Source organism: Streptomyces yokosukanensis, from assembly GCF_001514035.1.
Taxonomy (GTDB): domain Bacteria; phylum Actinomycetota; class Actinomycetes; order Streptomycetales; family Streptomycetaceae; genus Streptomyces; species Streptomyces yokosukanensis.
On record NZ_KQ948206.1, the window covers coordinates 292,659 to 314,921 of the forward strand.

The following is a 22,263-nucleotide window of genomic DNA, read 5'->3' on the forward strand; positions in this document are numbered from 1 at the left end:
AGCCGAACGACTGAGCCGAAACGGGGGACGGGGCGGAATGGACGCGTACGACGAGGACTCGGGGGCCCGACCCGGCCCCGACGGGTCGGCCGGGACGCGTCTCCCGGAGACTCCCCCGGCCGACCCGGACTCCGTGACGGAATCCATGGCATCCGAGTCGAGCGGGTCCGCCCGGCCGGTCCCGCCGCCCGCGCCCGGCGCCTCCGCCCAGGCGCCCGCGCCCGACGCATCCGTCCCGTCGTCCGCACCCGACGCTCCCGTGCCGCCCGGCGTGGCCCGTACCGGTGTGGCGGCCCTCTCGCCCCGGTACCAGGTCGTCGCGGCGCTGGCGCTCGCCGTGGTCGGTGTCGCCGCCTGTGTGCATCTGCTGATGGTGTTCCTCAGTCTCGCCCCCGCGAACACGGTGACCAAGCAGCACGGCAAGGCGGTCGAGGAGTGGGTGTACCCGGAGTTCGAGCAGAACTGGAAGCTGTTCGCGCCGAACCCGCTGCAGCAGAACATCGCCGTCCAGGTGCGTGCCGTGGTGCGGTCCAAGGACGGCGCACTGCGCACCACCGGGTGGACCGACCTCTCCGCCCAGGACGGTGCCGCGATCGACGGCAACCTGGTGCCGAGCCACACCCAGCAGAACGAGCTGCGCCGCGCCTGGGACTTCTTCACCGCCACGCACGGTGCCGACAACCGGCCCATGGGCATGCGCGGCTCTCTCTCCGAGCAGTACCTGCGCCGGATCGTGGTGATGCGTCTGTACCGGACCTGTCCAGCCGACCGGGAGGGCGTCATCCAGCGCGTGCAGATCCGTTCCAGCACCACCAATGTGCAGCCGCCCGAGTGGAGCCGTGAGCGCGTGTCCGACAAGCCCGTCTACCGCATGCTGCCCTGGTGGACCGTGACGGCCGGCGAGGCAGCGGGAGGCGTGCGGTGAACAAGGTCTCCCTGATCCTCTCGCGCGGTATCGCCCGAGTCACCGGATCGGCTCTCGGGCCGTATCAGAGCGCCGTGATCCGCATCGGGTTCGCCGGGACCTGGCTGCTGTTCCTGCTGCGCGAGTTCCCCCACCGCCAGGAGTTGTACGGCCCGAACGGACCGTGGGGCTGGAGCCTCGCCAAGGAGCTGACGGCGGACAACCACGCCTTCACCGCTCTGCTGTGGTCCGACGGGCAGGCGTGGTTCGAGTGCTTCTACCTGCTGGCGATCGCCGCCGGCGCGGCACTGCTGCTCGGCTGGCGCACCCGGACCGCGTCCGTGCTGTTCATGGTGGGTGTGCTGTCGCTGCAGAACCGCAGCGTCTTCGTGGGTGACGGCGGCGACAACGTCCTGCACCTGATGTCCTTCTACCTCGTCTTCACACGCTGCGGTCAGGTGTGGTCGCTGGACGCGCGGCGGGCGACGCGCGCGGCGGCGGCACGCGCGCGTGGGGAGCGGGTCCCCGCCGACCGGGTGGGACCACTCCTGTGGGCGGTGCTCGGTCTGGGGCTCCTCGTCGCGACGTTCACCGGCCGGTTCGACAACGGCTGGCTGATCCCCGCGCTGCTGTGGACCGCCTGGGTGGTGCTCGCGATGTGGTGGGCCGTCGGCCGCTGGGCGAAGTCGCCGGAGCCGCGGATCCTGCTGGACGTCATCGCCAACGTCCTGCACAACGCCGGACTGCTCGTGATCATGGCGGAGGCCTGTCTGATCTACGCGACGGCCGGCTGGTACAAGATCCAGGGTTCGCGCTGGCAGGACGGCACCGCCGTCTACTACCCGCTCCACCTGGACTACTTCTCGCCCTGGCCCGGACTCGCGGATCTGATGTCCTCCAGCGGCACGATCATGATGATCGTGGCCTACGGGACGGTCATGGTGCAGGTCGCCTTCCCGTTCACCCTGTTCAACCGGCGGGTCAAGAACGTCCTGCTGGTGCTGATGATGATCGAGCACGCGGTGATCGCGGTCGTGCTCGGGCTGCCGTTCTTCTCGCTCGCGATGATCACCGCGGACGCGGTCTTCCTGCCGACGCCGTTCCTGCGCCGGCTGGGCGCGCTGGCGGCACGCGCGCGTGGGCGGGTCGTCCGGCGCGGCGAGCGTACGGTGCCGGGGCCTCGCTCCCCGCAGGAGAGCCCGCAGGGGGCCGCGTAGGGTGCACGGCATGACGGACCCGCTGACCTGCTGGCGCGCGCACGCCGATGCCTGTGTGCTGCTCGACGGCTTTCATGCCCTCAAGCACGCGCTGCGCTTCGGGGCCGAGGTCCCGGTGGCGGTCACCACCGACCGGGCGGCCGCGCTCGCCCTGGCCGAGGAGCTGGCCGGGGACGTACGGGAGGCGCTGGACACGCTGCTCACCGAGGTGCCCGCGAAGACCTACGCCTCACTCGTCCCGCGGCCCCACCCGACCGGTGTGGCCGCGCTCGCCGTACGGCCTTCGCGCGAGGCCAACGTGCGGGCTCTCGCCCGCACCCCGCGCACCGCGCCCGTCGTGGTCCTGGACAACCCCCGCAACCTGGGCAACGCCGGCGCCGTGATCCGGCTGGCGGCCGGTTTCGGGGCGACCGGAGTGGTCACCACGGGCACACTCGACCCCTGGCATCCCACGGTGGTGCGTGGTGGAGCCGGTCTCCACTTCGCGACCGCCGTGGAGCGCCTCGGCGTCGACGAGCTGCCGGCCGGGCCGTTGTTCGCCCTCGACCCGGAGGGTGAGGACATCCGCGGCACCAAGCTGCCCGACGACGCCGTCCTGGCGTTCGGCTCCGAGCGCAGCGGGCTGTCGGCCGAGCTGCGCGCGCGTGCCGACCACCTGCTGGCCCTGCCGATGCGCCCCCAGGTCTCCAGCTACAACCTCGCCACCAGTGTGGCGATGACGCTGTACCACTGGAGCGCGACCGGGGGCGCGCCCGCCGCTTCCTGAACGGCCCTTCCTAAGCCTCCCGGCGAACCTCCACCACCCGGAACCGGTTGGCCACGAACGCGCCGTCCGTGAGGGCGGCGTTGGCCGCCGGGTTGCCGCCCGAGCCGTGGAAGTCGGAGAAGGCCGCGGTCTGGTTCACGTACACCCCGCCGGTCAGGTTGAGCGACAGCTGGGCCGCCTCCTCCAGGCACGCCTCCTCGATCGCCTGCTCGACCTCGGCGTCGGTGGTGTAGGCGCCGACCGTCATCGCGCCCTTCTCGCGGACCGTGCGGCGCAGCAGCTCCACCGCGTCGGCCGCCGAGTCGACCGCGACGGCGAAGGAGACGGGCCCGAAGCACTCGCTCATGTAGGCGGCCTGGTCGTCAGGCTTGGCGCCGTCCAGCTTGACGACGACCGGGGTGCGCACGACCGCGCCGGGGAACTCGGGGTTGCTGATCTCCCGTGAGGCGAGGGCGATTTCGCCGAGGCCGGCGGCGGCCTCCAGGCGGGCCTTGACGTCCGGGTTGACGATCGCGCCGAGCAGGGCGTTCGCGCGCGCGTCGTCGCCGAGGAGACCGTCGACCGCACGGGCGAGGTCGGCAGCGACCTCGTCGAAGGTCTTGGGGCCCTCGTCGGTGCGGATGCCGTCCCGGGGGATGAGCAGGTTCTGCGGGGTCGTGCACATCTGGCCGCTGTACAGGGACAGCGAGAACGCCAGGTTCGACAGCATGCCCTTGTAGTCGGCCGTGGAGTGCACGATCACCGTGTTGACGCCGGCCTTCTCCGTGTAGACCTGCGCCTGGCGGGCGTTGGCCTCCAGCCAGTCGCCGAAGGCCGTCGAGCCGGTGTAGTCGATGATCCGGACCTCGGGGTGGGTGGCGAGGGTCTTGGCGATGCCCTCGCCCGGGCGCTCGGCGGCCAGCGCCACCAGGTTCGGGTCGAAGCCGGCCTCGGTGAGCACCTGGCGCGCGACCTGCACGGTGAGGGCGAGCGGCAGCACCGCGCGCGGGTGCGGCTTGACCAGGACCGCGTTGCCGGTCGCCAGGGAGGCGAACAGGCCCGGGTAGCCGTTCCAGGTCGGGAAGGTGTTGCAGCCGATGACCAGGGCGAGGCCGCGCGGCACCGCGGTGAACCGCTTGGTGAGGGCCAGCGGGTCGCGCTTGCCCTGGGGCTTGGTCCACTCGGCCGTCTCGGGCGTGCGGACCTGCTCCGCGTACGCGTACGCCACCGCCTCCAGGCCCCGGTCCTGGGCGTGCGGGCCGCCCGCCTGGAACGCCATCATGAAGGCCTGCCCGCTGGTGTGCATGACCGCGTGCGCGAACTCGTGGGTCCGGTCGCTGATCCGCTTGAGGATCTCCAGGCACACCACGGCCCGGATCTCCGCGCCCGCGTCCCGCCAGGCTCGCCGGCCCGCCCTCATCGCGGGGATCAGCACGTCCAGGTCCGGATGCGGATAGTCGACGGCCAGCTCGATGCCGTACGGCGAGACCTCGCCGCCGACCCAGTCGTCCGTGCCGGGCTGTCCGAGGTCGAGCCGGGTGTTCAACACGGCGTCGAAGGCGGCCTTGCCCGCCGCCGCGTCCAGGCTGCCGTTCTCGCCGTAGGCCTTCGGGTGCTCGGGGTGCGGGGACCAGTACGCGCGTGTGCGGATCGCCTCCAGCGCCTGGTCCAGGGTGGGCCGGTGCTTCGCGATCAGATCGTGGGCGGTCAGTTCGGCGGCCATGCGGGACCAACTCCTCGTCTGGGGAACTCGTCGTCGAGTTCACAACCTGGGAAGAAAGCGGCGCGGTTGAGTAAAAAGTGTGGCGCGAAGCCCCTCGTAAGGGGCGGTGGCGAGCGGCGGGTGGGCGGTCAGAGCTAGAGTAACCGAACGATCGGTCGGGACAAGGGGGCCTGCCGCATCTGTGGACAACGTCGTGCGGGAGGATCGCGCACATGACAGCAATCGACCTCAGCAGCCCCGTGGCCGTCGTCGGCACCGGCACCATGGGCCAGGGCATCGCCCAGGTCGCGCTGGTCGCCGGCCACCCCGTGCGCCTCTACGACACCGTCGCCGGGCGCGCCCGGGACGCGGCCTCGGCGATCGGCGCCCGCCTCGACCGGCTCGTGGAGAAGGGCAGGCTCGGCGCCGCCGACCGGGACGCCGCCCGCGCCCGTCTGCGGCCCGCGGAGAGCCTCGGCGAGCTGGCGGACTGCGGACTGGTCGTCGAGGCCGTCCTCGAGCGGCTGGACGTCAAGCAGCAGCTCTTCGGCGAGCTGGAGGAGATCGTCGCCGAGGACTGCCTGCTCGCCACCAACACCTCGTCGCTGTCGGTGACGGCCATCGCCGGCGGTCTGCGCCGTCCCGGCCGTTTCGTGGGCCTGCACTTCTTCAATCCGGCCCCGCTGCTGCCGCTGGTCGAGGTCGTCTCCGGGTTCGCGACCGACGTCACGTCGGCCACGCGCGCGTACGAGACCGCCCGCGCCTGGGGCAAGACCCCGGTGGCCTGCGCCGACACCCCGGGTTTCATCGTCAACCGGATCGCCCGGCCCTTCTACGCCGAGGCGTTCGCGGTCTACGAGGCCCAGGCCGCCGAACCGGCCACCATCGACGCGATCCTGCGCGAGTCCGGCGGCTTCAGGATGGGCGCCTTCGAGCTGACCGACCTCATCGGGCAGGACGTCAACGAGTCGGTGACCCACTCCGTGTGGCAGTCCTTCTTCCAGGACGTGCGCTTCACCCCCTCCCTGGCCCAGCGCAGGCTCGTGGAGTCCGGCCGCCTCGGCCGCAAGAGCGGACACGGCTGGTACGACCACGCCGCCGACGCCGAGCCGCACGAACCGCACACCGCCGACAAGGAGCAGCCGCCCGCCTACGTCGTCGCCGAGGGCGACCTCGGCCCCGCGGCCGAGCTGCTCAGGCTGATCCGCGAGGCGGGCATCCAGGTCCGCGAGGAGGACGAGGACAACGGCACCCGCCTGGTGCTGCCGAGCGGCGGCCAGCTGGTCCTCGCCGACGGGCAGACCTGTGTGGAGTTCAAGGACGTCGTCCACTTCGACCTCGCCCTGGACTACCGCGCGGCCACCCGCATCGCCCTGTCCGCCTGCCACGACACCGCGCCGCGGATCCTCGCCGAGGCCACCGGCCTGTTCCAGGCCCTCGGCAAGGACGTCAGCGTCATCGGCGACGTCCCGGGCATGATCGTGGCGCGCACGGTCGCCCGGATCATCGACCTCGCCCACGACGCCGTCTCCAAGGGCGTCGCCACCGAGGAGGACATCGACACGGCCATGCGCCTCGGCGTGAACTACCCGCTCGGCCCCTTCGAGTGGGACCGCAGGCTCGGCCGCGAGTTCGCCTTCGACGTCCTGGACGAGATGCACGAGCGCGACCCCTCCGGACGCTATGCGCCCTCCCTCGCGCTCTACCGCCACGCGTACGCCATCGACAAGCGGGAGAGCACGTCATGACCACGGTCAAGCGCGACACCTACACGCCGGAGACGCTGCTCTCCGTGGCCGTCCAGGTCTTCAACGAGCGCGGGTACGACGGCACCTCCATGGAGCACCTGTCCAAGGCGGCCGGAATCTCCAAGTCGTCGATCTACCACCACGTCAGCGGCAAGGAGGAGCTGCTGCGCCGGGCCGTCAGCCGTGCCCTGGACGGCCTGTTCACGATCCTGGGCGAGGAGCACGCGCGCGTGGGGCGGTCGGTCGACCGGCTGGAGCACGTCGTGCGGCGCATGGTCGAGGTGCTCATAGGCGAGCTGCCGTACGTGACGCTGCTGCTGCGGGTGCGCGGCAACACCGAGACCGAGCGGTGGGCGCTGGAGCGGCGCCGCGACTTCGATCACCGGGTCGCGGAACTGCTGAAGGCCGCGGCGGCCGACGGAGACGTCCGCGGTGACGTGGAGGTCCGCCTGGCCACCCGGCTGGTCTTCGGCATGATCAACTCGATCGTGGAGTGGTACCGGCCGGACCCGCGGGGCGTCGGCGAACGCGAGGTCGCCGACGCCGTGGTCCGGCTGGTCTTCGCGGGCCTGCGCCGGGACTGACCCCAGGTCTGCGGCGCGGCTCCGCTCACGCCTCCGGCTCCAGGTCCTCCTCCTCGAACACCAGCAGCGTGCGGGTGCTGAGCACCTCCGGGATCGCCTGGAGCCGGGTGAGCACCAGCTCGCGCAGCGCCCTGTTGTCGGGCGTGTGCACCAGCAGCAGCACATCGAAGTCGCCGCCCACAAGTGCGATGTGGGAGGCGCCGGGGAGCTGCCTGAGGTGCTCGCGAACCGTGCGCCAGGTGTTCTGGACGATCTTCAGGGTGACGTACGCCGATGTGCCGTGCCCCGCCCGCTCATGGTCCACGCGCGCGCTGAAACCGCGGATGACGCCGTCCTCGACGAGTCGGTTGATGCGCGCGTACGCGTTGGCGCGCGAGACGTGCACGCGTTCGGCGACGGACCGTATCGAGGCGCGGCCGTCCGCCTGCAGAATCTTCAGGATGTCCTGATCGATGGCGTCCAGCGGGCGCGGCGGCGGCAGTGGGACGCCGTCCTGCGGTCCTTCGGCCATTTGTTCAGCTGCCATTGCCCCCCGCTCCCTCGCCGTGGACGTCCTGCGTTCATTCCAGGCTGTGGAGAACCGTTTGTCCACAGCCTGGAGGGGGCTGTAGCCAAAATGCGTCGACGACCGAACAATCGGTTGGTGAGGCGCCTCACAGTCGACGCGCCTCCCGTAGTCACTCCCACGAGGAGGTGCCGTCATGACGGTCATGGAGCAGCGGGGCGCGTACCGGCCATCGCCGCCGCCCGCCTGGCAGCCCCGTATGGACCCCGCGCCGCTGCTGCCCGACGCCGAGCCCTACCGCGTCCTCGGCACGGAGGCGGCCGCCAAGGCCGACCCGGACCTGCTGCGCCGGCTCTACGCCCAGCTGGTGCGCGGCCGCCGCTACAACACACAGGCCACCGCGCTCACCAAACAGGGCCGCCTCGCCGTCTACCCCTCCAGCACCGGCCAGGAGGCCTGCGAGGTCGCCGCCGCCCTGGCCCTCGAAGAACGCGACTGGCTCTTCCCCAGCTACCGCGACACCCTCGCTGTCGTCGCGCGGGGCGTCGATCCCGTCGAGGCCCTCACCCTGCTGCGCGGCGACTGGCACAGCGGCTACGACCCCCACACCCACCGCGTGGCCCCTCTCTCCACCCCGCTGGCCACCCAGCTGCCGCACGCCGTGGGCCTCGCGCACGCCGCCCGCCTCAAGGGCGACGACGTGGTCGCGCTCGCCCTCGTCGGCGACGGCGGCACCAGCGAGGGAGACTTCCACGAGGCGCTGAACTTCGCCGCCGTCTGGCAGGCGCCCGTCGTCTTCCTCGTGCAGAACAACGGCTTCGCGATCTCCGTCCCGCTCGACAAGCAGACCGCCGCCCCCTCCCTGGCCCACAAGGCCGTCGGGTACGGCATGCCGGGCCGGCTGGTCGACGGCAACGACGCGGCGGCCGTCCACGAGGTCCTCACCGACGCCGTACGGCACGCCCGCGCGGGCGGCGGTCCGACCCTGGTGGAGGCGGTGACCTACCGGATCGAGGCCCACACCAACGCGGACGACGCCACCCGCTACCGCGGCGACGCGGAGGTCGAGGCCTGGCGGGCGCACGACCCCGTCCACCTGGTGGAGCGGGAGCTGACCGCGCGCGGCCTGCTCGACGAAGCCGGTATCGAGGCCGCCCGGCAGGACGCCGAGGAGATGGCCGCCGACCTGCGCACACGCATGAACCGCGACCCCGAACTCGATCCGATGGCCCTCTTCGACCACGTCTACGCCGAGACCACCGCCCAACTGCGCGAACAGCGAGCCCTGTTGCGAGCCGAACTGGAAGCCGAGCAGGACCGGCACGACGAGCAGGAAGGCGGCGCCCGATGACCACCGTCGCCGTCAAGCCCGCCACCATGGCGCAGGCCCTCACGCGCGCGATGCGCGACGCGATGGCCGCCGACCCCGCTGTGCACGTCATGGGAGAGGACGTCGGCACCCTCGGCGGTGTCTTCCGGGTCACCGACGGCCTCGCCAAGGAGTTCGGCGAGGACCGCTGCACCGACACCCCGCTCGCCGAGGCCGGCATCCTCGGCACCGCCGTCGGCATGGCCATGTACGGGCTGCGCCCGGTCGTGGAGATGCAGTTCGACGCCTTCGCCTACCCGGCGTTCGAGCAGCTCATCAGCCATGTCTCCCGGATGCGCAACCGCACGCGCGGCAGGATGCCGCTGCCGATCACCGTCCGCGTCCCCTACGGCGGCGGCATCGGCGGCGTCGAGCACCACAGCGACTCCTCCGAGGCGTACTACATGGCCACGCCCGGACTGCACGTCGTCACGCCCGCGACCGTCGCCGACGCCTACGGCCTGCTGCGCCAGGCCATCGCCTCCGACGACCCGGTCGTCTTCCTGGAGCCCAAGCGGCTGTACTGGTCCAAGGACAGCTGGAACGCCGACCGTCCGACGGAGGTCGAGCCCATCGGGCGTGCGGTCGTCCGGCGCCCCGGCCGCAGCGCCACGCTCATCACCTACGGCCCGTCCCTGCCGGTCTGCCTGGAGGCCGCCGAGGCCGCGCAGGCCGAGGGCTGGGACCTGGAAGTGGTCGACCTGCGCTCGCTGGTGCCGTTCGACGACGAGACGGTCTGCGCGGCCGTCCGGCGCACCGGACGCGCGGTCGTCGTCCACGAGTCCACCGGGTTCGGCGGTCCGGGCGGCGAGATCGCGGCCCGGATCACCGAGCGGTGCTTCCACCACCTGGAGGCGCCGGTGCTGCGCGTGGCCGGCTTCGACATCCCCTACCCGCCGCCCATGCTGGAGCGGCACCATCTGCCCGGCGTCGACCGCATCCTGGACGCCGTGGCCCGGCTGCAGTGGGAGGCCGAGGGCTGATGGCACAGGTGCTGGAGTTCAAGCTCCCCGACCTCGGTGAGGGACTCACCGAGGCGGAGATCGTCCGCTGGCTGGTCCAGGTCGGCGACGTCGTCGCCGTCGACCAGCCGGTCGTCGAGGTCGAGACGGCCAAGGCGATGGTCGAGGTGCCCTGCCCCTACGGCGGCGTGGTCACCGCCCGCTTCGGCGAGGAGGGCACCGAACTGCCGGTCGGCGCACCGCTGCTGACGGTGGCCGTGGGCGAACCGGCGGCGGAACCGGAGGGTTCCGGCAATGTCCTGGTCGGCTACGGCACCTCCGAGGCACCGGCGCGGCGCCGCCGGGTGCGAGCGGTCGCCGCCGCCAACGGGCAGGCGAAGCCCGCGCCCGCGGCGTCCGCCCGCGTGCCCGTGGCGCCCGCCCCCGTCGTACCCGCCCCCGGGCCCCCGCGGCCCGAAGGCCCCGTGCCCGTGATCTCCCCGCTGGTGCGCAAGCTCGCCCGTGAGGGCGGCGTGGACCTGCGGCAGCTGGCGGGCTCCGGCCCGCACGGGCTGATCCTGCGCGCGGACGTCGAGGACGTACTGCGGGCCAACGCGGCCCCGCGCGGCCGTACGGCCGAGGCGCCCGGCGCGGCGGCCCACGCCGTCCAGGCCCCGCCCGCTCCCGCCACATCGGCCACCCGCGCCACGGGCATCCGCGTCCCCCTCAAGGGCGTGCGCGGTGCCGTCGCCGACAAGCTCTCCCGCAGCCGCCGGGAGATCCCCGACGCCACCTGCTGGGTCGACGCCGACGCGACCGAACTCATGCGCGCGCGTGCCGCGATGAACGCCTCCGGCGGCCCGAAGATCTCCCTGCTCGCACTGCTCGCCCGTGTCTGCACGGCGGCGCTCGCCCGGTTCCCCGAGCTGAACTCCTTCGTCGACACCGAGGCTCGCGAGGTCGTCCAGCTCGACCATGTCCACCTCGGCTTCGCCGCGCAGACCGAGCGCGGACTCGTCGTGCCGGTCGTGCGGGACGCCCACGCACGCGACGCCGAGTCGCTGACCGCCGAGTTCGCCCGGCTCACCGAGTCCGCCCGCACCGGGACACTGACCCCTGGGGAACTCACCGGCGGGACTTTCACGTTGAACAACTACGGGGTCTTCGGCGTCGACGGCTCCACCCCGATCATCAACCACCCCGAGGCCGCCATGCTCGGTGTCGGCCGCATCATTCCCAAACCCTGGGTGTACGAGGGCGAGCTGGCGGTGCGTCAGGTCGTCCAGCTCTCGCTCACCTTCGACCACCGGGTGTGCGACGGCGGCACGGCCGGCGGCTTCCTGCGGTACGTGGCGGACTGCGTGGAGCAGCCGGCGGTGCTCCTGCGCACGCTGTGAGGCATGCGGGGCCCGGAAGGAAGGCCCCGCGGACGAATACAAGCAGCGCCCCCCGGGACATACTCGGGGGGTGAGCGACAACGCCCCCGAGGCCCCCGGGCAGCCCGTGCCGTACGACGCCGTCGTGCTGGCGGGCGGCGCCGCCCGGCGCCTCGGCGGGGCCGACAAGCCGGGTCTGCGAGTCGGGGGCCGGGCGCTCCTCGACCGGGTGCTCGCGGCCTGCGCGGGCGCCGGTACGACCGTCGTGGTGGCCACCCGGCGGACCACCGTGCGGCCGGTGCGCTGGGCGCGCGAGGAGCCGCCCGGCGCCGGACCGGTCGCCGCGCTGGAGGCCGGCCTGCGGCTCACCACCGCCGAGCACACCGTCGTCCTCTCCGCCGACCTGCCCTTCCTCCGACCGGCCACCCTGCAGCGCCTGTTGACCGCCCTGGGCGCGACCGGAGCCGACGGCGCACTGCTCACCGATGCCGACGGCCGCGACCAGCCGCTCGTGGCCGCCTACCGCACCGCCGCGCTCCGCCGCGAGCTGGCCACCCTCGCCACCAGGCCCGACGGACTGGCCGGACTGCCCCTGCGCCGGTTGACCGGCGCTCTCCGCCTCACCCGCGTCCCGGACCCGCTCGCGTCCTTCGACTGCGACACCTGGGACGACCTCGTCAACGCCAGGGCACGCATCAGGGAGCATGGGCACGTGTTGGATGAATTCATCTCCGCAGTCAAGGAAGAGCTGGGTATCGACCTGGACGTCGACACCGGCGTCCTGCTCGACCTCGCCCGGGACGCCGCGCACAGCGTGGCCCGGCCCGCCGCCCCGCTGACCACCTTCCTGGTCGGCTATGCCGCGGCCCAGGGCAAGGGCGGCCCCGACGCGGTCGCCGAAGCCGCCCGCAAGGCGGCCGCGCTCGCGCTGCGCTGGGAGGAAGAGAGTGGGGAAGAGAACAACGGGGGCGGGAAAGACGACAGCGGGGGCTCGAGCGCCCCGGACGCCGGATGACCGCCCCCGGAACGCGGGCCGGGGCGCCCGCCGAGGACAGCGACGACCTCGACGTCGAGGAAGCCCTGGCCCTGGTGAGGCATGCCAAGGACGACCCCCTGGGCCAGGGCCAGGTGCCCGCACCGGCGCCCGAAGCGGACGGCGAGGGGCACCGGGCCACCCCATGGCGCCAGGCCCGTGAGATCGCCGCCCGTGCCGCCCGCGCCCACGTCCGCCGCGCTCCCGTCACCGTTCCGCTCGGCGACGCCCTCGGCCTGGTCCTGGCCGCCCCACTCGAAGCGCTCACCGACCTGCCCTCCTTCGACACCTCCGCGATGGACGGCTGGGCGGTCGCCGGGCCCGGCCCCTGGGACGTACGGGACGAGGGCGTGCTCGCCGGGCACGTGCAGCCGGAGCCGCTCACCGACGGCGAGGCGGTGCGGATCGCCACCGGCGCCCGTATCCCCTCCGACACCACCGCCGTCCTGCGCAGCGAGCACGGCCGCACCGACGCACAGGGACGGCTGCACGCCACCCGGGAGGTGGCACACGGCCAGGACATCCGCCCGCGCGCCCAGGAGTGCCGCAGCGGTGACCAGTTGCTGCCCATCGGCACCCTGGTCACCCCCGCCGTCCTGGGCCTCGCCGCGGCGGCCGGGTACGACGCCGTCACCGCCGTACCGCGTCCGCGTGCCGAAGTCCTCGTCCTCGGCGACGAATTGCTGACCGAGGGCCTGCCGCACGACGGGCTGATCCGGGACGCGCTCGGGCCCATGCTGCCGCCCTGGCTGCGTGCGCTCGGCGCCGAGGTCGTCGCGGTGCGCCGGATCGGCGACGATGCCGAGGCCCTGCAGCAGGCCGTCACCGGCTCCGAAGCCGACCTCGTCGTCACCACCGGCGGCACCGCGGGCGGACCCGTCGACCACGTCCATCCCGTCCTGGCACGCATCGGCGCCGAACTCCTCGTCGACGGCGTCAAGGTGCGCCCCGGCCACCCCATGCTGCTGGCCCGCACCAAGGAGGGCCGGCATCTCGTCGGCCTGCCCGGCAACCCCCTCGCGGCCGTCACCGGCCTGCTCACGCTCGCCGAGCCGCTGCTGCGCACCCTGGCCGCCCACCCCGCCCCCGAGCCGTACACGCTGCCGCTCAAGGAGACGATCCAGGGGCACCCGTACGACACCCGGCTCGTCCCCGTGGTGCTGCGCGGCGACCGTGCCGCACCGCTGCACTTCAACGGTCCGGCCATGCTCCGTGGCATCGCGGCCGCCGACGCGCTCGCCGTCGTACCGCCCGGCGGGGCTGGGCAGAGCGAGGAGACGGAGCTGCTGGACCTGCCGTGGGCGGCGGCCGGGATCGAGGTGTGTTTCACGTGAAACTTCCGGGCCACGACGCCATCGCCCGCCAGGCGGGCGATCATCTGGTGACCCATCGGGTGAAACTCCCGAGGAAAGTGGTGGAGCGTCCGATCCGCCAGGTCGCCAAACGGGTGCTCATGGCCCTGCTCGTGCTGGTCGCCACCGCACTGATCGTCTACGCCGACCGCGACGGCTACAACGACAACGCCGACGGCCCGGTCGACCTGCTCGACGCCTTCTACTACGCCACCGTGACGCTCTCCACCACCGGATACGGCGACATCACCCCGGTCAGCGACGGTGCCCGGCTCACCAACATCTTCGTCATCACGCCCCTGCGCGTGCTGTTCCTGATCATCCTGGTCGGCACCACGCTGGAGGTCCTCACCGAACGCACCCGGGAGGAATGGCGCCTGAACCGCTGGAGGTCCACCTTGCGTGACCACACCGTCGTCATCGGCTTCGGCACCAAGGGACGGTCGGCGGTCCAGACCGTCTGCGCGACGGGGCTGAAGAAGGAGCAGGTGGTCGTGGTCGACCCGAGCGCCAAGGCCGTCGACGCGGCGACCGCCGAGGGCTATGCGGGCGTCATGGGTGACGCCACCCGCAGCGATGTGCTCAAGCGGGCCGAACTGCACAGGGCCCGGCAGATCATCGTGGCCCCACAGCGCGACGACACCGCCGTCCTCGTGACACTGACGGCCCGGCAGCTCAACCGGAGCGCGAAGATCGTGGCCGCCGTGCGCGAGGAGGAGAACGCGCCGCTGCTCAAGCAGTCCGGTGCCGACGCCGTCATCACCAGCGCCAGTGCGGCCGGCCGACTGCTCGGCCTCTCCGTGCTCAGCCCCGCCGCCGGCATGGTCATGGAGGACCTGATCCAGCAGGGCAGCGGGCTGGACCTCGTCGAACGTCCCGTGGTCCGCGCCGAGGTGGGCAAGCGGACGCGCGAGACCGACGACCTCGTCGTCAGCGTCGTCCGCGGACACCGGGTGCTCGGATACGACGATCCGGCCATCGGCACCCTGCAGTTGACGGACCGGCTGATCACGATCGTCCGCGCGTCCCCCGGCGCCCGGGTCACCCCGGACAACCGTCCGCTGCCGCACGACTGACGCGGTGCCCCGGGCATCCGGGAGCGAGCGGGTCTGCCCCGAAGAGGCCACCCGCGGGGAGTAGCGTCGCAGGCATGTATGCGATCACGATTCCCGAACCTGGTGGTCCCGAGGCGCTGGTGTGGGCGGAGGTCCCCGACCTGGTGCCCGGCGAGGGCGAGGTGCTGGTCGAGGTGGTGGCCAGCGCCGTCAACCGCGCCGACATCCTGCAGCGGCAGGGCTTCTACAACCCGCCGGCCGGCGCCTCCCCCTACCCCGGCCTGGAGTGTTCCGGCAGGATCGCCGCGCTCGGCCCCGGAGCCTCCGGCTGGGCCGTCGGCGACGAGGTGTGCGCGCTGCTCGCGGGCGGCGGATACGCACAGAAGGTCGTCGTACCGGCCGGGCAGCTGCTGCCCGTGCCCGAGGGCGTCGACCTCACGCAGGCCGCCGCACTGCCCGAGGTGGTCTGCACGGTCTGGTCCAACGTGTTCATGATCGCTCACCTGCGCCCCGGCGAGACGCTGCTCGTGCACGGCGGATCCAGCGGCATCGGCACCATGGCGATCCAGCTCGCCAAGGCCGTCGGCGCCAAGGTCGCGGTGACCGCCGGTACGAAGGAGAAGCTGGAGCGGTGCGCCGAACTGGGCGCGGACATCCTCATCAACTACCGCGAGCAGGACTTCGTCGCCGAGATCAAGCAGGCCACCGGGGGCGCGGGGGCCGATGTGATCCTCGACAACATGGGTGCGAAGTACCTGGACCGCAACGTTCAGGCGCTCGCCGTCAGCGGGCGTCTCGCGATCATCGGTATGCAGGGCGGGGCCAAGGGCGAGCTGAACATCGGCACGCTGCTCGGCAAGCGGGCCGCGATCAGCGCGACCTCGCTGCGGGCACGGCCGCTGAGCGAGAAGGCGGCCATCGTGGCCGCGGTGCGTGAGCATGTGTGGCCGCTGCTGGCAGCAGGCCATGTGCGACCGGTCGTGGACCGTGAGCTGCCGATGTCGGACGCGGCCGAGGGCCACCGGGTGGTGGAGGCGAGCGGCCACGTCGGCAAGGTGCTGCTGGTGACGTCGTAGGACTGCGGCGGGCGCATGAGCGGCTGCCCCGTGCCACGGGTACGGGGCAGCCGCCGCTCCTGTCAGTCTCTGCGGAGTTTCAGGCCCAGGAAGGCAAGGGCCAGGCCGAGGCCGATCAGGACCAGGCCGGTGCCCAGCGGGAGGATCTGCAGGACCGGTCCGGTGGTGGTGTCGCCTTCCTGGCCGGCGTTCTCGGCGGGGGACGGGTCGAGAGGGGCCCGATCGGGGACGTCCGAGGCTTGCGGCGCAGGAGTCGCGGGCGGGAGTTGTGCGGTCTCCGGTTCCTCGGGCCGACCGGTGCCGGGTGCCTGGGTGGACGCGGGGTCGTCGTCGCCCTCGTCGTCGGCCCCGGGTCCGTCCGGCCGGCCCGGCCGCATCCGCCCCTCGCCGGGCCGGCTGCCCTCGCGGGTCGGCTCGACGGTCCGCCCCGGGCGGTACGAGGCGGAGGCGGAATCGGAGGGCATGGGACTGCGCGAGAGGCCGTTGCCGGGGGAGTCGCCGTGAGCGTGATCCGGATCGGCGGAGCCGCCGTGATCATGATCGTGATCGTCGGAGTCCGGGCGCCCGGGGTCGAGCCCGTCCGGGTCCCCGTGGGCCGCGCCCCCCGAATCGCCGGGCGGGACCGGGCGGTCCGCGTCCGCCGGGGCGTGGCGGAGCCGATCTGCCGGCGCGGCGGAGCCTGCGGAGCCGTGCTCCGCGGCGTACGCGGACGTGGCGTACGCGGTGGCAGCGCCGTACGCGGGCAGGGCCGCCGCGAGGACGAGCAGCAGCCGTACGAAGGGGAGCGTGGTGTGCAGCCATGGAGTCACGTCGGTGACCTCCCGGGAGCCCGGATGTCGTGATCGATGGATGACCGACGCAAACAAGCCTCACATTCATGGGCGTACAGGGCATTTCAGAATGCGCCGTCGGGTCTAAACGGTGGATCAGCCCTATGAGGGGGCACCACGGTGATGAGGTGTACAGGTGCGAGAGAATGGCGGCATGGAGATGCCGAGGAACGAACGGTCGCCGGAGAATCCCCAGATCTTCGTCGTGGGCCAGGACGGGATGGCACTCGGCGGCGGCAACGGGGACGACGATTCCCGCGAGATCCCGGTCACGGAGCAGGTGGAACAGCCGGCCAAGGTCATGCGGATCGGTAGCATGATCAAGCAGCTTCTCGAGGAGGTGCGCGTGGCTCCTCTGGACGAGGCGAGCCGGGTGCGCCTGAAGGAGATCCACGCCAGCTCGGTGAAGGAGCTGGAGGACGGCCTCGCGCCGGAGCTGGTCGAGGAACTCGAACGGCTCTCCCTGCCGTTCACCGACGAAGCCACCCCCAGTGACGCGGAACTACGGATCGCGCAGGCGCAGTTGGTGGGCTGGCTGGAGGGCCTCTTCCACGGGATCCAGACCACGCTGTTCGCCCAGCAGATGGCCGCGCGGGCTCAGCTGGAGCAGATGCGTCGCGCGCTCCCGCCGGGAGTGGGCGGCCACGAGGGCGACGACCCGCACACCGCGGGCCGCACGGGCGGGCCGTACCTGTAGGGGCTGTTCACAGCAAGACCTTCAAAACCATGTGCGGCGTACCTGTGACTCCGCACACCACAAGGGCCCGGCGGACGAACGCCGGGCCCTTCTCGTCGCGTCCTGCGCGGCGGTCATCTCGTCGCGGCCTACGCGGTGATCTGCGTCGTCACTGCGGCGGATTGCCGGTCGAGACGGTCAGCTCGATCGTGCCCGGATTCTTCGGGTCGATGTCGGAGTTCTCGGACGGGAACTGGTCGAGGACGGTGCCGTCGCCCCAGGTGTTGTCGTCCTCTTTCTTGATCTTGTACTCCCAGTGGGCGGCCTGGAAGCACGCCTTCACGGAGTTGATGTCCTTGTACCGGAAGTCGGGCAGCAGGATCTTCTTCGAGTCGTTCCAGGACTCCGTCGGATCCGTGCACTTGGCCTTGTCGATGCGCCGCGTGGGGTCCGGCCCGCGGTAACCCGCCTTGTGGGCGGAGGACGGCGAGGGGCTCGATCCGCCTCCGCCGCCCTTGTCGTCACTGCCGCCGTTGCTCATCGTCAGCGCGACGACCAGGGCGACGACCGCGACGAGCGACACCACGACCGAGCCGATGATCACCGGCTTGTTGCTCTTGCCGCCGCCGGAGACCGGTGCGGACGGCTGTGTGGCCGACTGCGACGCGATCCCGTACGGCGGCGGGGTCTGCGCGGCCTGCGGGCCGTAGCCCACCGGAGGCGGCGTCTGGTAGCCACCCTGCTGCGGGTAGCCGTAGGCGGGGGCCGGGGCGGGCGTCTGCGGCGTGGCGTACGGGCCCGGCTGGTACGGCGTCTGGACCGGGCCCGGGGGCACCGGGGCGGTCCGGTCGACCGGCGGGAACACCGCGGAGCCGACACCCGCGCCGCTCTGCGTGGGCCCGACGCCCGGCACGATGCTCGGCGCGGAGGCCTGGAAGGAGGCGGCGACCCGCAGGCACTCGTCGCGCATGGCCTCGGCGGTCGGGAAACGCTCGTTCGGGTTCTTCTTCAGTGCGCGGGCGACCAGCGCGTCCACCGCGGGCGGCAGGGAGCGGTTGATCGACGAAGGAGCCACCGGCTCCTCCTGCACATGCGCGTAGGCGATCGCGAGCGGCGAGTCCGCGTCGAACGGCAGCCGCCCGGTGACCAGCTGGAACAGCATGATGCCGACTGAATACAGGTCGGAGCGGGCGTCCACACCGCGGCCGAGGGCCTGCTCGGGCGAGAGGTACTGCGGCGTGCCGACGACCATGCCGGTCTGCGTCATCGACGTCACGCCGGACTGCATGGCGCGGGCGATGCCGAAGTCCATGACCTTGACGACGGCGCGCTTGGTCATCATCACGTTGCCCGGCTTGATGTCGCGGTGGACCAGCCCCATCTCATGGCTGATCTCCAGCGCCGCCAGCACGTCCGCGGTGATCTTCAGCGCCTTGTCGGCGGGCATCGCGCCGTACTGCCGGACGTCCTCGTCGAGGACCGAGCCCAGCGGGCGGCCCTCGATGTACTCCATGACGATGTACGGCGTCGTCAGACCGCCGAGATCGTCCTCGCCGGTGTCGAAGACCGAGACGATGTTGGTGTGCGTGAGCTTGGCCACGGACTGGGCCTCGCGGCGAAAGCGCTCGCGGAAGGCCTGCTCCCGGCCGAGCTCCGTGTGGAGCGTCTTGATCGCGACCTGGCGGTCGAGCACGGCGTCGTACGCCAGGTGCACCGAGGCCATGCCGCCCTCGCCGAGCAGGTCCCGCAGCTGGTAGCGACCGCCGGCCAGCGACTGCCCCGTGTACCGGCCGTGTGCGCCGTCCTGGCTCATCTCTCGGTGTCCCCCACTGGCCTTGCGGCGCCTCAGCTCATCGCACGGGCCTTGATCGAATGTGTCATTCCCGGCCAAGTCTGCCCCAGGGCACTGACACGTCAAGCTCGGTGCCCGTTCCGTGACCGTACGCGCAAGAAGCGTCGCGCAAGCGTTACAGGGGCCGTACCAGCAGTACACAGAATTTGCACGACAGCGCGTGCTAGGGGTTTCATGGCCGGTCCGGCTTCGGCCGGTCCCGGTTCCGGTTCCGAACCGGTGGCTCACGCTGAGGCTGTAGCGTGGCCGACGGAGACCCGTGACAACACCGCGCGTATCGCGGGCAGAAACGACGGCGAGGACCGATGGCACAGACGCACAGCGCCCAGGGCCCGTCCGACCCCGAGGCGACTGGCGGCGGTATGTCAGACACGCCGGAGATGTGGGGCAACGGAGGGCTCGTCGGCGACGGCCGGTACCGGCTGACCCACCGGCTGGGCCGAGGCGGCATGGCCGAGGTCTTCGCGGCCGAGGACGTCCGTCTGGGACGCACCGTCGCGGTCAAGCTGCTCCGCGCCGACCTCGCCGAGGACCCGGTCTCCAAGGCTCGCTTCACGCGCGAGGCGCAGTCGGTCGCCGGCCTCAACCACCACGCGATCGTCGCCGTGTACGACTCCGGCGAGGACTTCGTCGGCGGTCAGTCCGTGCCGTACATCGTGATGGAGCTGGTCGAGGGCCGAACCATCCGCGATCTGCTCATGAACGCCGAGGCGCCGGGTCCCGAGCAGGGTCTGATCATCGTCTCCGGGGTGCTGGAGGCGCTCGCCTACTCGCATCAGCACGGCATCGTGCACCGCGACATCAAGCCCGCGAACGTGATCATCACCAACAGCGGTGCCGTCAAGGTCATGGACTTCGGCATCGCGCGCGCCCTGCACGGCGCGTCCACGACGATGACGCAGACCGGCATGGTCATGGGCACGCCACAGTACCTCTCCCCGGAGCAGGCGCTCGGCAAGGCCGTGGACCACCGCTCCGACCTGTACGCCACCGGCTGCCTGCTGTACGAACTCCTCGCGCTGCGGCCCCCGTTCACCGGCGAGACCCCGCTGTCGGTCGTCTACCAGCACGTCCAGGACATCCCGACCCCGCCGTCCGCCACCTCCGACGGCTGCCCGCCGGAGCTGGACGGCCTGGTCATGCGCTCACTCGCCAAGGACCCGGACGACCGGTTCCAGACGGCCGAGGAGATGCGCGGCATGGTCCAGTACGGCCTGCAGATGCTGTACGAGCAGGGCGGCCACACCGGCACCTGGAACACCGGCGTGGTGGAGGCGCACGACGGTCGGCACACCCCGGCGGGCGGCTTCACGGGGACGACCGCGATGCAGCACCCGGGTGACTACGGCGCCGGGACCGCGCAGATCCCGCAGTCGATCCTGCCGTCCGGTTACGGCAACGGCGACGACGGCGGCTTCGAGGGGCACGGCAACAAGGGCAGCGGTCGCGGCAAGCTGTGGATCCTCGCCGTCCTCGCGGTCATCGCGATCGCGGCGGGTGTCGCGCTGGCACTCAAGGGCACCAGCGGCACCGCCGGCACCGGCTCCGACACCAACAAGCCGACGACGTCGCACTCGAAGTCCTCGCACAAGCAATCGGACACGCCGACCCCGTCGGGCGACACCACCGACCAGCCGTCCAACCCCGCCACCGACAACGGTTCGGACGCGAGTTCGGGTGGGTCCGGCTACACCCCGTCGTACACGCCGTCGCAGCCGGAGACCACGGATCCGACCGGCGAGCCGACGGACCCGCAGACCTCCCCGTCGGAGTCCTCGGACCCGACGACCGGTGGCACGGACGCGGGCACCACGACCGGTGGCACGGACGCCGGTACCACTGACGGTGGCACGGACACCGGTACGACGAACGGCGGCACGGACACCGGCGCGACGAACGGCGGCACCGACGTCGGCACCACGGCGGACGGCGGCGCCGCGGGCGTCCCCACCGGTTGAAGGACACCTACGGCGCCAGTGTCGGCCTCCCCTTGAGCCGGTGCGCGGGCGCGTGCGTGAACGGGTCCGCCGGGGCGTGCGCGTGAGCCGGTCCGCCCGGGCGTGCGCGTGAAGCGATGCGCCGGCGCGTGCGTGAACTGATCCGCCCGGCGCGTACGTGAGTCGACCCGCCGGCGCGTGAGCTGATCCGCCCGGCGCCACCCGAGCCACCCGCCGGCGCTCGCCTGCGCCGGTACGCCCGCGCTCGCCTGCGCCGGTCCGCCCCGCGCTCACTCCACGAACGCGTCGCACACCGCGTCGTACTCGCGGGTCCACCACACCACGAGCGCCGACGCGGCCGGGAACTGGCAGTCCGCGCGTGTGTCACCGCGTTCGTAGTGCCAGCGCAGCATCCAGAAGTCGTTCAGGCGCTCCCACCACACCCGGTGCACGGCCGCCGCCAGCTCGGAGGGCGTGGCCCCGGCCGCGCGCCGGTACGCGCGTGCGTAGGCGCGCACTTTCGGCAGGTCCAGGGCGCCCACGGGCCGTACGAAGAAGATCACGGCGGCCCGTACGGCCTCCTCGGCGCGGGGCTGGACGCCCAGCCGGTCCCAGTCGACGATGGCGGCCGGAGTGTCGTCCTTGTAGAGCACGTTGAACGGGTGGAAGTCGCCGTGCACCCAGCCCACCGAGGCGCCGCGCGGCGGGCGCCGGTCCGCGTGCTGCTCCACGAGCGCGCGGCGCTCCAGCAGCCGGTGCCGGGCCAGCTCGTCGAAGGCGTCGGCGGGGCGGTGCCGGCGCACATGGGCGAGCAGATCGTCGATGAGGGCGAAGGTGTCGGTGGGGTCGGCGCTCTCCACCGGGTGGGGGCTCGTGGCCGGGCGCGTGCGCCCCTTGGGGGGCATCACGCGCTCCAGACAGGCGTGCACGGCGCCCAGGAGCGCCCCCAGGCGTGCGCTCTCCCCACGCGTGAGCTGGCCGCCGTGGCGGTGCCTGCCGTCGATCCAGGGGTGCAGGGCGTAGGCGTGGCCGCCGACGACGGCGACCGTGCGGCCCTCGCGGTGCGCGAGCGGCACGGAGACCGGGACGCCGAGGTCGGCCAGGCGCTGGGTGGCGCGGTGCCGGCGCTCGATGGCGACCGGGTCGGCGGTGTCGGGGTCGAAGTGGTGCTTGAGGAAATAGCGGCCGCGGGTGGTGCACAGCCGGTAGCCGCGGTTCAGCAGGCCCTGGTCGACCGGCTCGCATGTGAGGGCGGTACCGGCGGCGTACAGGCGGAGCAGGGCGCCCAGAGGGGGCGCGTGGGAGACAAGGGGTGGTACACATGAGCGCGGCACGCCGCAGATGTTAGGGCACGAAAAGCG

At 72.3% G+C, this 22,263-nt stretch carries 19 protein-coding genes; 14 read left to right on the forward strand and 5 right to left on the reverse strand.

The genetic code is table 11. From position 1 onward, the window contains the following. Positions 1-37 precede the first annotated feature (37 nt). The 3 genes from AQI95_RS01360 to AQI95_RS01370 are packed head-to-tail and all read left to right on the forward strand — an operon-like array spanning position 38 to position 2,887. Positions 38-925 (forward strand): DUF5819 family protein, encoded by an 888-nt coding sequence (locus AQI95_RS01360; RefSeq protein WP_067115863.1) that lies wholly within the window; start codon positions 38-40, stop codon positions 923-925. Then, complete coding sequence (locus tag AQI95_RS01365; protein ID WP_067115866.1) at positions 922-2,121, forward strand: HTTM domain-containing protein; 1,200 nt, start codon at positions 922-924, stop codon at positions 2,119-2,121. The genes AQI95_RS01360 and AQI95_RS01365 overlap by 4 nt, the downstream gene beginning before the upstream one ends. Before the next feature lie 10 nt (positions 2,122-2,131). After that, on the forward strand, positions 2,132-2,887 hold the full coding sequence (locus tag AQI95_RS01370; protein WP_067116951.1) for a TrmH family RNA methyltransferase: 756 nt from the start codon (positions 2,132-2,134) through the stop codon (positions 2,885-2,887). A gap of 10 nt (positions 2,888-2,897) precedes the next feature. Here AQI95_RS01370 and paaN read toward each other — a convergent pair whose 3' ends face one another. Then, positions 2,898-4,589: a phenylacetic acid degradation protein PaaN gene (paaN, locus tag AQI95_RS01375; protein WP_067115868.1), complete on the reverse strand. Its 1,692-nt coding sequence runs from the start codon at positions 4,587-4,589 to the stop codon at positions 2,898-2,900. A gap of 212 nt (positions 4,590-4,801) precedes the next feature. Here paaN and AQI95_RS01380 point away from each other — a divergent pair, with 212 nt between their 5' ends. Beyond that, entirely contained in the window at positions 4,802-6,316 is a 1,515-nt protein-coding gene (locus AQI95_RS01380; RefSeq protein ID WP_067115871.1) for a 3-hydroxyacyl-CoA dehydrogenase, read from the forward strand. Next, positions 6,313-6,900 (forward strand): TetR/AcrR family transcriptional regulator, encoded by a 588-nt coding sequence (locus AQI95_RS01385; RefSeq protein WP_067115874.1) that lies wholly within the window; start codon positions 6,313-6,315, stop codon positions 6,898-6,900. The genes AQI95_RS01380 and AQI95_RS01385 overlap by 4 nt, the downstream gene beginning before the upstream one ends. Before the next feature lie 25 nt (positions 6,901-6,925). Here AQI95_RS01385 and AQI95_RS01390 read toward each other — a convergent pair whose 3' ends face one another. Continuing rightward, positions 6,926-7,411, reverse strand: coding sequence for an Lrp/AsnC family transcriptional regulator (locus AQI95_RS01390; protein ID WP_067115877.1), 486 nt, complete (start codon positions 7,409-7,411; stop codon positions 6,926-6,928). Between the two features lie 190 nt (positions 7,412-7,601). On the opposite strand from AQI95_RS01390, the gene pdhA reads away from it, so the two are divergent. The 7 genes from pdhA to AQI95_RS01425 all read left to right on the forward strand — a co-directional run bounded on the left by pdhA (position 7,602) and on the right by AQI95_RS01425 (position 15,607). Continuing rightward, positions 7,602-8,756, forward strand: coding sequence for a pyruvate dehydrogenase (acetyl-transferring) E1 component subunit alpha (gene pdhA, locus AQI95_RS01395; RefSeq protein WP_067115880.1), 1,155 nt, complete (start codon positions 7,602-7,604; stop codon positions 8,754-8,756). After that, positions 8,753-9,757: an alpha-ketoacid dehydrogenase subunit beta gene (locus AQI95_RS01400; RefSeq protein WP_067115883.1), complete on the forward strand. Its 1,005-nt coding sequence runs from the start codon at positions 8,753-8,755 to the stop codon at positions 9,755-9,757. Before pdhA ends, AQI95_RS01400 begins: the two co-directional genes overlap by 4 nt. Further along, on the forward strand, positions 9,757-11,112 hold the full coding sequence (locus AQI95_RS01405) for a dihydrolipoamide acetyltransferase family protein (RefSeq protein ID WP_067115886.1): 1,356 nt from the start codon (positions 9,757-9,759) through the stop codon (positions 11,110-11,112). The genes AQI95_RS01400 and AQI95_RS01405 overlap by 1 nt, the downstream gene beginning before the upstream one ends. Positions 11,113-11,182: 70 nt before the next feature. Beyond that, positions 11,183-12,106, forward strand: a complete 924-nt coding sequence (locus tag AQI95_RS01410; RefSeq protein ID WP_067115889.1) for an NTP transferase domain-containing protein — start codon at positions 11,183-11,185, stop codon at positions 12,104-12,106. After that, positions 12,103-13,458 carry a molybdopterin molybdotransferase MoeA gene (locus AQI95_RS01415; protein WP_067115892.1) on the forward strand — a complete coding sequence of 452 codons (1,356 nt, stop codon included), beginning with the start codon at positions 12,103-12,105 and terminating at the stop codon, positions 13,456-13,458. Before AQI95_RS01410 ends, AQI95_RS01415 begins: the two co-directional genes overlap by 4 nt. Next, positions 13,455-14,552, forward strand: coding sequence for a potassium channel family protein (locus AQI95_RS01420; RefSeq protein WP_067115896.1), 1,098 nt, complete (start codon positions 13,455-13,457; stop codon positions 14,550-14,552). The genes AQI95_RS01415 and AQI95_RS01420 overlap by 4 nt, the downstream gene beginning before the upstream one ends. A 74-nt stretch (positions 14,553-14,626) precedes the next feature. After that, entirely contained in the window at positions 14,627-15,607 is a 981-nt protein-coding gene (locus tag AQI95_RS01425) for an NAD(P)H-quinone oxidoreductase (protein ID WP_067115899.1), read from the forward strand. Positions 15,608-15,669: 62 nt separating this feature from the next. Here AQI95_RS01425 and AQI95_RS01430 read toward each other — a convergent pair whose 3' ends face one another. After that, positions 15,670-16,416, reverse strand: coding sequence for a hypothetical protein (locus AQI95_RS01430; RefSeq protein ID WP_067115902.1), 747 nt, complete (start codon positions 16,414-16,416; stop codon positions 15,670-15,672). Positions 16,417-16,591: 175 nt separating this feature from the next. Between AQI95_RS01430 and AQI95_RS01435 the strand changes: the two genes are divergently transcribed. Beyond that, positions 16,592-17,134: a bacterial proteasome activator family protein gene (locus AQI95_RS01435; protein ID WP_067115905.1), complete on the forward strand. Its 543-nt coding sequence runs from the start codon at positions 16,592-16,594 to the stop codon at positions 17,132-17,134. Between the two features lie 148 nt (positions 17,135-17,282). Here AQI95_RS01435 and AQI95_RS01440 read toward each other — a convergent pair whose 3' ends face one another. Next, positions 17,283-18,926, reverse strand: coding sequence for a Stk1 family PASTA domain-containing Ser/Thr kinase (locus tag AQI95_RS01440; protein WP_067115908.1), 1,644 nt, complete (start codon positions 18,924-18,926; stop codon positions 17,283-17,285). Between the two features lie 344 nt (positions 18,927-19,270). Here AQI95_RS01440 and AQI95_RS01445 point away from each other — a divergent pair, with 344 nt between their 5' ends. Next, entirely contained in the window at positions 19,271-20,923 is a 1,653-nt protein-coding gene (locus AQI95_RS01445) for a protein kinase domain-containing protein (protein ID WP_107121517.1), read from the forward strand. A gap of 269 nt (positions 20,924-21,192) precedes the next feature. On the opposite strand, the gene AQI95_RS01450 is transcribed toward AQI95_RS01445, so the two are convergent. Beyond that, complete coding sequence (locus AQI95_RS01450; protein ID WP_208614039.1) at positions 21,193-22,236, reverse strand: phosphotransferase; 1,044 nt, start codon at positions 22,234-22,236, stop codon at positions 21,193-21,195. Between the last annotated feature and the right edge of the window lie 27 nt (positions 22,237-22,263).